This window comes from Erythrobacter sp. WG (assembly GCF_026586795.1).
Lineage (GTDB): Bacteria > Pseudomonadota > Alphaproteobacteria > Sphingomonadales > Sphingomonadaceae > Erythrobacter.
On sequence record NZ_JAPFGY010000021.1, the window covers coordinates 54,827 to 62,037 of the forward strand.

Annotated in this window: 8 protein-coding genes; 4 read left to right on the top strand and 4 right to left on the bottom strand. The window is 69.3% G+C overall.

Features of this window, described 5'->3' with window-relative positions; all coding sequences use genetic code 11:
• The first annotated feature begins 62 nt into the window (after nucleotides 1-62).
• The 3 genes from OPU67_RS11505 (at nucleotide 63) to OPU67_RS11515 (ending at nucleotide 3,943) form a co-directional block, all read left to right on the top strand.
• Nucleotides 63-1,523, top strand: a complete 1,461-nt coding sequence (locus OPU67_RS11505; RefSeq protein ID WP_267619680.1) for an SLC13 family permease — start codon at nucleotides 63-65, stop codon at nucleotides 1,521-1,523.
• Nucleotides 1,524-1,690: 167 nt separating this feature from the next.
• Nucleotides 1,691-3,004, top strand: coding sequence for a cystathionine gamma-synthase family protein (locus OPU67_RS11510; protein WP_267619681.1), 1,314 nt, complete (start codon nucleotides 1,691-1,693; stop codon nucleotides 3,002-3,004).
• A gap of 99 nt (nucleotides 3,005-3,103) precedes the next feature.
• Nucleotides 3,104-3,943 (top strand): SDR family NAD(P)-dependent oxidoreductase, encoded by an 840-nt coding sequence (locus tag OPU67_RS11515; RefSeq protein ID WP_267619682.1) that lies wholly within the window; start codon nucleotides 3,104-3,106, stop codon nucleotides 3,941-3,943.
• Between the two features lie 24 nt (nucleotides 3,944-3,967).
• Here OPU67_RS11515 and OPU67_RS11520 read toward each other — a convergent pair whose 3' ends face one another.
• On the bottom strand, nucleotides 3,968-4,501 hold the full coding sequence (locus tag OPU67_RS11520; RefSeq protein ID WP_267619683.1) for a J domain-containing protein: 534 nt from the start codon (nucleotides 4,499-4,501) through the stop codon (nucleotides 3,968-3,970).
• A gap of 147 nt (nucleotides 4,502-4,648) precedes the next feature.
• Here OPU67_RS11520 and OPU67_RS11525 point away from each other — a divergent pair, with 147 nt between their 5' ends.
• Nucleotides 4,649-4,798, top strand: coding sequence for a hypothetical protein (locus OPU67_RS11525; protein ID WP_267619684.1), 150 nt, complete (start codon nucleotides 4,649-4,651; stop codon nucleotides 4,796-4,798).
• 3 nt (nucleotides 4,799-4,801) lie between these two features.
• Here OPU67_RS11525 and pal read toward each other — a convergent pair whose 3' ends face one another.
• The 3 genes from pal to OPU67_RS11540 form a co-directional block, all read right to left on the bottom strand.
• On the bottom strand, nucleotides 4,802-5,320 hold the full coding sequence (gene pal / locus OPU67_RS11530; RefSeq protein ID WP_267619685.1) for a peptidoglycan-associated lipoprotein Pal: 519 nt from the start codon (nucleotides 5,318-5,320) through the stop codon (nucleotides 4,802-4,804).
• 24 nt (nucleotides 5,321-5,344) lie between these two features.
• Nucleotides 5,345-6,748 carry a Tol-Pal system beta propeller repeat protein TolB gene (gene tolB, locus OPU67_RS11535; RefSeq protein WP_267619686.1) on the bottom strand — a complete coding sequence of 468 codons (1,404 nt, stop codon included), beginning with the start codon at nucleotides 6,746-6,748 and terminating at the stop codon, nucleotides 5,345-5,347.
• 1 nt (nucleotide 6,749) lies between these two features.
• A partial coding sequence (locus OPU67_RS11540) for a cell envelope integrity protein TolA (RefSeq protein ID WP_267619687.1) occupies nucleotides 6,750-7,211 on the bottom strand: 462 nt, incomplete at its 5' end.

The following is a 7,211-nucleotide window of genomic DNA, read 5'->3' on the forward strand; positions in this document are numbered from 1 at the left end:
CTTGCGGTTCCGCCGTGCCTGCTGATACGCCCTCGCCCGATGCACGGGGGAGAGCGCACCGCATGATCGCACGCCGGATCGGCCTTGCGCTGGGGCCGCTGGCCTTTGCGCTGACGCTCCTTCTCGCTCCGCCTGCCGGGATGAGCGCAGGCGCCTGGGCCGTCGCGGGCCTCACCGTCTGGATGGCGGCCTGGTGGATGACCGAGGCGGTGCCGCTGACCGTCACCGCGCTCCTTCCCTTCATCGTCCTCCCCCTCGCCCGCGTCTCGAGTGCCGAGGCGACGGCGGCGACCTATTACTCGCCGATCCTGTTCCTGCTGCTGGGCGGGGCGTTCATCGCGCTCGCGATCGAGCGCACCGGGCTGCACCGGCGCCTCAGCCTCGCTATCCTGCGCGCGGTCGGGGCGAATGGCGGACCGGGGCGGCTGCTGCTCGCCTTCATGATCGCCGCCGCGCTGCTCTCGATGTTCATCTCCAACACCTCGACCGCGCTCATCATGATGCCGATGGCGCTGGCGGTGCTCGAAGGCGGCGGGAGCGTGCCTGACGCCGAGGGCGACGCGCCCTCAAGTAGCGAAGCGGTAGGGCAACAAGGAATCCAGCAGGATGGCATAGCGGGCGCCCTCCCCATGGGCGTCGCCTTCGCGGCGAGCATCGGAGGCCTTGGCACCATCGTCGGCTCGCCCACCAATGCCATCGCCGTGGGCCTGCTGGACAAGATCGTCGGCGTGCGGATCACCTTTCTCGAATGGTCGCTCTACGGCGTGCCGATGGTGCTGCTCGGCGTACCGCTCGCAGGCTGGATCATCGCCCGGGTGGAGCGGGTGGCGGCGCACCCGTTCGACATCGCCGCCGCGCGCGCCGCGATCGATGCCCATGCCCGCTGGACCGCGCCCGAGCTGCGCCTTGTGCCGATCTTCGTCCTCGCCTTCCTTGCCTGGGTCACCCAGCCGCTGGTCGCCCCGCTGCTGCCGCCGGGATCGTGGACCGACGGCACCATCGCTGTGATCGCGGCGCTCGCGCTGTTCCTGCTCCCCGACGGCACGGGCCGTCCGCTGCTGGTCTGGCAGGAGGCCGAGCGGGCGCCGTGGAGCGTGATCTTCATGTTCGGCGGCGGCCTTGCGCTGGCGGCCGGGATGCAGGCCTCGGGCCTTGCCGACTGGACCGGGCAGGCGCTGCTGCCGCTCGCCAGCTGGCCGCTGATCGCGGTGGCGCTGGCGGTGGTGGCGCTGGTGATCGTCGTCACGGAATTCGCGAGCAACGTCGCCACCGCCACGGGGATCGTGCCCGTCGTCGGCGCGCTGGTGGTGGCATTGGGGGCCGATCCCATCCTTCTTGCCCTCCCCGCCGCGCTCGCCTCGAGCTGGGGCTTCATGCTCCCCGCCGGCACCGGCCCCAACGCGATCGCCTGGGCGACCGGGCGCATCCGCATCGGGCGGATGGTGACGGCGGGCGCGCTGCTGGACGTGGCAGGCGCGCTGCTCATCGTCGGCGTGGTGTGGTTCATCGCGGCGCTGGTCTGAAATCTTCGGACCTGCGCTTGAAAGGATCGTGCGCGCGCGATACCTCCCGCCCAGCACAGCGGCGGCAGCGGAGAGGCGTTCCTGCGGAGGTTAGGAACGGGCGCCCTGCCTTGTCGCGACCGGCTCCCGCCTTCCTGGGAGCGTGAGCCATAGGAAGGAGCGTTGCCATGACCGACGCCGTCGATGCCGTCACCACCCCCACCCCCCGCCGCAAACCGAAGCCCAAGCGGCGCGAGATCAACGGCCGGCCGCTCAGCCCCGCCACGCTGATGATGGGCCACGGATTCGATCCCGTCCTCTCCGAAGGCTCGCTCAAGCCGCCGATCTTCCTGACCAGCACCTTCGCTTTCGAAAGCGCGGCCGCCGGCAAGCGCCATTTCGAGGGCATCACGGGCTTGCGCGAAGGCGGCGCGGAGGGCCTCGTCTATTCGCGCTTCAACGGCCCCAACCAGGAAATCCTCGAAGACCGCCTCGCGGTGTGGGACGGGGCCGAGGACGCGCTGACCTTCTCCAGCGGGATGACCGCGATCTGCATCCTGATGATGGCCTATGCCAGCCAGAACGACGTGATCGTCCATTCGGGGCCGCTCTATGCCGCGTCCGAAGGCTTCGTTGCCAAGGTGCTGAGCCGATTCGGCGTCACCTATGTCGACTTCCCGGCCGGCGCGACCCGCGAGGAGCTGGACGCGGTGCTCGCCCGGGCCAAGGCACAGGCGCAGGAGCGCGGGGGCAAGGTGGCGATGATCTACCTCGAGAGCCCCGCCAACCCGACCAATGCGCTGGTCGATGTCGAAGCGGTGCAGGGTGCCCGCGATGCCGCCATCCCGGGCACGCCCATCGCCATCGACAACACCTTTCTCGGGCCCCTGTGGTCGCGCCCGCTGGAGCATGGCGCCGACATCGTCGCCTATTCGCTGACCAAGTATGTCGGCGGGCATTCGGACCTCGTGGCGGGCTCCATCGCGGGCGCGAAGCATTGGATCGCGCCGGTGCGGGCGCTGCGCAACACGATGGGCGGGATCGTCGATCCCAACACCGCGTGGATGCTGCTGCGCAGCCTCGAGACGGTCGAACTCAGGATGCAGCGCGCGGGCGAGAACGCGGCGAAGGTCTGCGAATTCCTGCGCTCGCACCCGAAGGTGGATGGGCTCGGCTATCTGGGCTTCATCGAGGACGCGCGGCAGAAGGACATCTACGAGCGGCATTGCCTCGGTGCGGGTTCGACCTTCAGCCTCTTCATCAAGGGCGGCGAGGCGGAGTGCTTCCGCTTCCTCGACAACCTCACCATCGCCAAGCTCGCCGTCAGCCTCGGCGGGACCGAGACGCTGGCGAGCCACCCTGCCTCGATGACCCACCTCTCGGTCCCGCAGGCGAGGAAGGACCTGCTCGGCATCACCGACAACCTGGTGCGCATCAGCATCGGGATCGAGGATGCGGGCGACCTCATCGCCGATTTCGAACAGGCGCTCGAACACGTTTAGGTTGCTCGGCCCGCCCCGCTGCGACTAGCCAGCAACCTGGCAGGTCTCGCTCCCCTCCCGCCTTCGGGAGGGGGTTGGGGGTGGGAGGAGAACGACATCATGACCGACAGCCGCAAACCCGTGTTCCTCGTGATAGGCGCGGGCGCCGGGATCGGGGGCAACGCCGCTTTGCGCTTTGCCGCCGGGGGCTACCACGCGGTGCTCGCGCGCCGCTCGGACGAGGCGGGCCTCCAGCGCATGGTCGCCGCCATCGAGGCGGCAGGCGGCTCTGCCTCCGGCACGCTTCTCAACGCGGCCGAGGACGGCACCATCGAGGAACTGGTTGCGCGCACCGAGGCCGAGATCGGCCCCATCGCGTGCGCGCTCTACAACCTCGGCGCGCAGATCGGGACCCGCGCGCTGGACGAGACCCCGCACCGCATCTTCGAGCTCGGCTGGCGGCTCGGCACCTATGGCCTCTTCCGCCTCGCCCACGCGCTGTTCCCGCTCATGGTGGAGCGGACCCGCGACGGCGGCCCGCACGGCACCCTCATCGTCACGTCGGCGACGGCTTCGGTGCGCGGCAATGCCGGACAGCACAGCCACGCGGCGGCGATGGGCGGGCGGCGGATGCTGTGCCAGACGTTGAACGCCGAGTTCGCCCCCAAGGGCATCCATGTCGCGCACGTCGTGGTGGACGGCGCGGTGGACGCCCCCGACACCTTGGGAAAGATGCTCGGCGACAGGTTCGAGGGGTTCAAGCAGGCCAAGGGCGCCGACGGGGTGATCGACCCCGCGGCGCTGGCCGAGACCTACTGGCATCTCGCCCATCAACCGCGCAGTTGCTGGACCCACGAACTCGACGTGCGCCCCTGGACCGACGTGCCGTGGTGGAACGACAACCCCGATCCGCAGATCATGTCGGCCGGCAGGGGGTTCGCGGGGCCGCAGGGGGATTAGACGATAGCCCCATGCCGTTGGTTCCTACCCCCGCCACTCGCGCCGCTCCTCGGCGGCGCGCAGGACTTCATACGAGGTCTGGATCAGCTGGAACCGCTTCGCCGCCTCCGCATCGCCGGGCTTCACGTCGGGATGCACTTCCTTGGCGCGCGCGCGGTAGGCCTTCTTGACGGCGGCGAAATCGGCATCGGGCTCGAGCCCGAGCACCTCCAGCGCGCGCATCTCGTCCGCCGAGCGCGATCCGTCACCCGAGCCCGCCCAGCCATAGTGGGCGCTTTCGGCAAAGCCTGCGCTCTCCTGCCGTTCGGCGCGGGCGCGCTCTTCCTTCTCGGCTTTGTCGAGGCCTTCGAAGTAGTCCCACTTGGCGTTGTATTCGGCGGCGTGCTTCTGGCAGAAATACCACCGGTCGCGGCTGTTGGGCGCCTTGGGCGCCGGGCAATCGCCGCGCTCGTCGCAGCCGTGGCGGTCGCAGATGCGCACGTTGGCCGCTTCCTGCGAGGAGCCGTAGCCCCGCCAGCGCGGGAAGCCCCAGTCCATCGACCGGCCGGCGCGGCTCATCGGCCGCGTCCGGGCGCGCTGGGCATCATGCTGTTGGTCGATGGGATCACGCCGCCAATCTAGGCGCTGTGGCAACGAATGGGAAGGCGTGAGAATACGGGAACCGGTTGCAATGTGAAATGTTGCATTGCGCAAGGACGGACCGCCATGAGCCAGCAACTGACCCTTTCCAGCCTGTTCTGCGTGCTCGCGCTCGCCGGGTTGTGCGTGGTCACCTCGGCGCGCGAGTTGGCCGGGGTCGAGCTTGCCCCGGTGGCCCGGCAGGCCGAACTTGCGTCCGGCCTGCTCGAGGGCTGATGCCTAGTTGATGATGACGCTCGCGGCGCGGCGGTTCTGCGCCCACGAGGATTCGTCGCTGCCCAGCGCCACCGGGCGCTCCTTCCCGTAGCTCAGCACGGAAATGCGGTTGGAATCGACGCCGAGGCTGACGAGATAGGCCTTGGCCGCATTGGCGCGGCGCTCGCCCAGCGCAAGGTTGTATTCGCGCGTGCCGCGCTCGTCGGCGTGGCCCTCGATGGTGAAGGTCAGCTGCGGGAAGCGCGCGAAATACTGCGCCTGCGCCTGGAGGGCGGCGGCATCCTGCGAATCGATGTTGTAGCGATCGGTGTCGAAATAGATCGTCGTCGACGATCCGACGGCCTGCGCGAAATGCGCCTGGGTGCCGACCTGCGGACCGGCGGGCTGGACCTGCGGCCCTGTCTGCGTCGGCGCGGCAGTTTCCTGCGGAGCCGGGGGCAGTTCGGCGGGCGCCTTCTTGGCGCAGGCGGAAAGCGTGGTGGCCGAGGCGAGCAAGAGGATCATGGCAATCTTCGTGTTCATCGCTGTTTTCCTTTCACGTGATTGTCAGGGACGGATCGGCCCCCAAGCAGGGTCGGAGGCATCGACCGGAGTCGGCAGGCGGCGTTCGTTCTGGCCGGTGAGGTCAACCTGCCAGATACCCGATCGGCCGGTATTTCGTTCCGTGCGGAAGAACTGGATGATGCGGCCATTGGGCGCCCAGGTCGGGGCCTCGTCCTGCCAGCCGCTGGTGAGCGTGCGCAGCCCACCGCCCGAGGTGTTCATGACCGCGATGTTGAAGTTGCCGGCGATCCGCGTGAAGGCGATCTGGTCGCCGCGCGGGCTCCATTCGGGCGTAGCGCAGCGCCCGCCGAAGAAGCTGATGCGGCGCTGGTCGGTCCCGTCGGCATTCATGATGTAGCATTGCTGGCTGCCGGAACGGTCGCTCTCGAAGACGATCTTGGTGCCGTCGGGCGAGTAGGAGCCGCCCACGTCGATGCCGGGGTTGTCGGTCAACTTCACGCTTGCGCCGCCCGTGGCCGGCACACGGTAGATGTCGGTATTGCCGGCAACCGCCATCGAATAGAGGATGAACCTGCCGTCCGGCGACCAGCGCGGGGCGATGGTGGGGTTCCTGTTCTCGGTCACCAGCGTCTGCTTGCCGGTGCCGATGTCGTAGACATAGATCCGCGGATTGCCGTCGACGTAGGAGAGGTAGAGGATCTTCGAATAGTCGGGCGAATAGCGCGGGGTGAGCGCGGTCGCGCTGCCGAGCGTCAGGAAGCGGTGGTTCGCGCCGTCGCTGTCCATCACCGCAAGGCGCTTCACGCGGCGGTCCTTGGGGCCGGTCTCGGCGATATAGGCGATGCGGCTGTCGAAGAACGGGCTCTCGCCGGTGAGGCGCGAGAAGATGAGGTCGGAACACTTGTGCGCCGCGCGCCGCCAGTCGCCGGGCGCGACCACCCAGCCTTCGCGCACCAGCTGGTTCTGGAGTTGCACGTCGTAGAGATAGCAGCCGACCACCAGCCGGCCATCTTCGCGCGCGCGGACATAGCCCTGCACCAGCATCTCGGCGCCGCGCCCGCTCCAGGTATCGAAGGTGGGCGCGGTGATCTGCGGGAAGCCGGGCGCGGGCAGGCTGTCGGGGCCGACCGGCTTGAACAAGCCGTTGTTGCGCAAGTTGGCGGTGATGACGCGCGAGATCTCGCGCCCGAGTGCCGCCGTGCCCGCCTCGTTCGCCGGGGTCGGACGGTTCGCGTCGGTGGCGAAGGCGGGGATGGCGATGCCGATGTCCGACCACGCGCTCTCGTCCGTCACGGTGCCGCGCAGCGGCCCTTCGGCATCGTCCTGGCCCTCGACCTGCACGCGCTCGACGCGCTGTTCGGCGCCGATCGGTGCGCCGAGGTCCTGTGCGGCCAGCGGGCTCGCGAACAGGGCGGCGGAAAGGAGCAGGGTCAGCTTCTTGGTCATGTCACAGCCTTCGGTCGAATTGCCACTCGAGCGCTTTCCAGCGATCGTAGAACTGGTCGGGAAGATTGAAAGGGGCCGCGCGCTGCACGGCGCGGATCGCGCGCTCGCAATGGAGGCCCGCCTGCGGACGGTTGCTTTCGGTGATGCTCGCCGGATCGGTGCGGCAGCGCGGCGTGCCCTTGAGCGTGCCGTCCGGGTTCAATTCCCACGAGACGGTCGAGACGAGCTGCTCGGCATCGAGACCGGATGGCGCGCTCCAGTTGGGGCGCAGCTGCCGGGTGATGGCGCTCGACAGCGCCGCGCGCTCGGCCGAACCGAACCGGGCTGCGGGTGCGCGCGTCTCCTGCGTGGTGGTGGACGAGCCCCTGCCCTCGAGGAAATCGTCGCCGATCCGGCTGCCGCCGGCAGGCCGCGCAGGCGCCGGGCGCGAAGGGGCGGGCGCGGCGCTGGGTCGGGCGGCGGG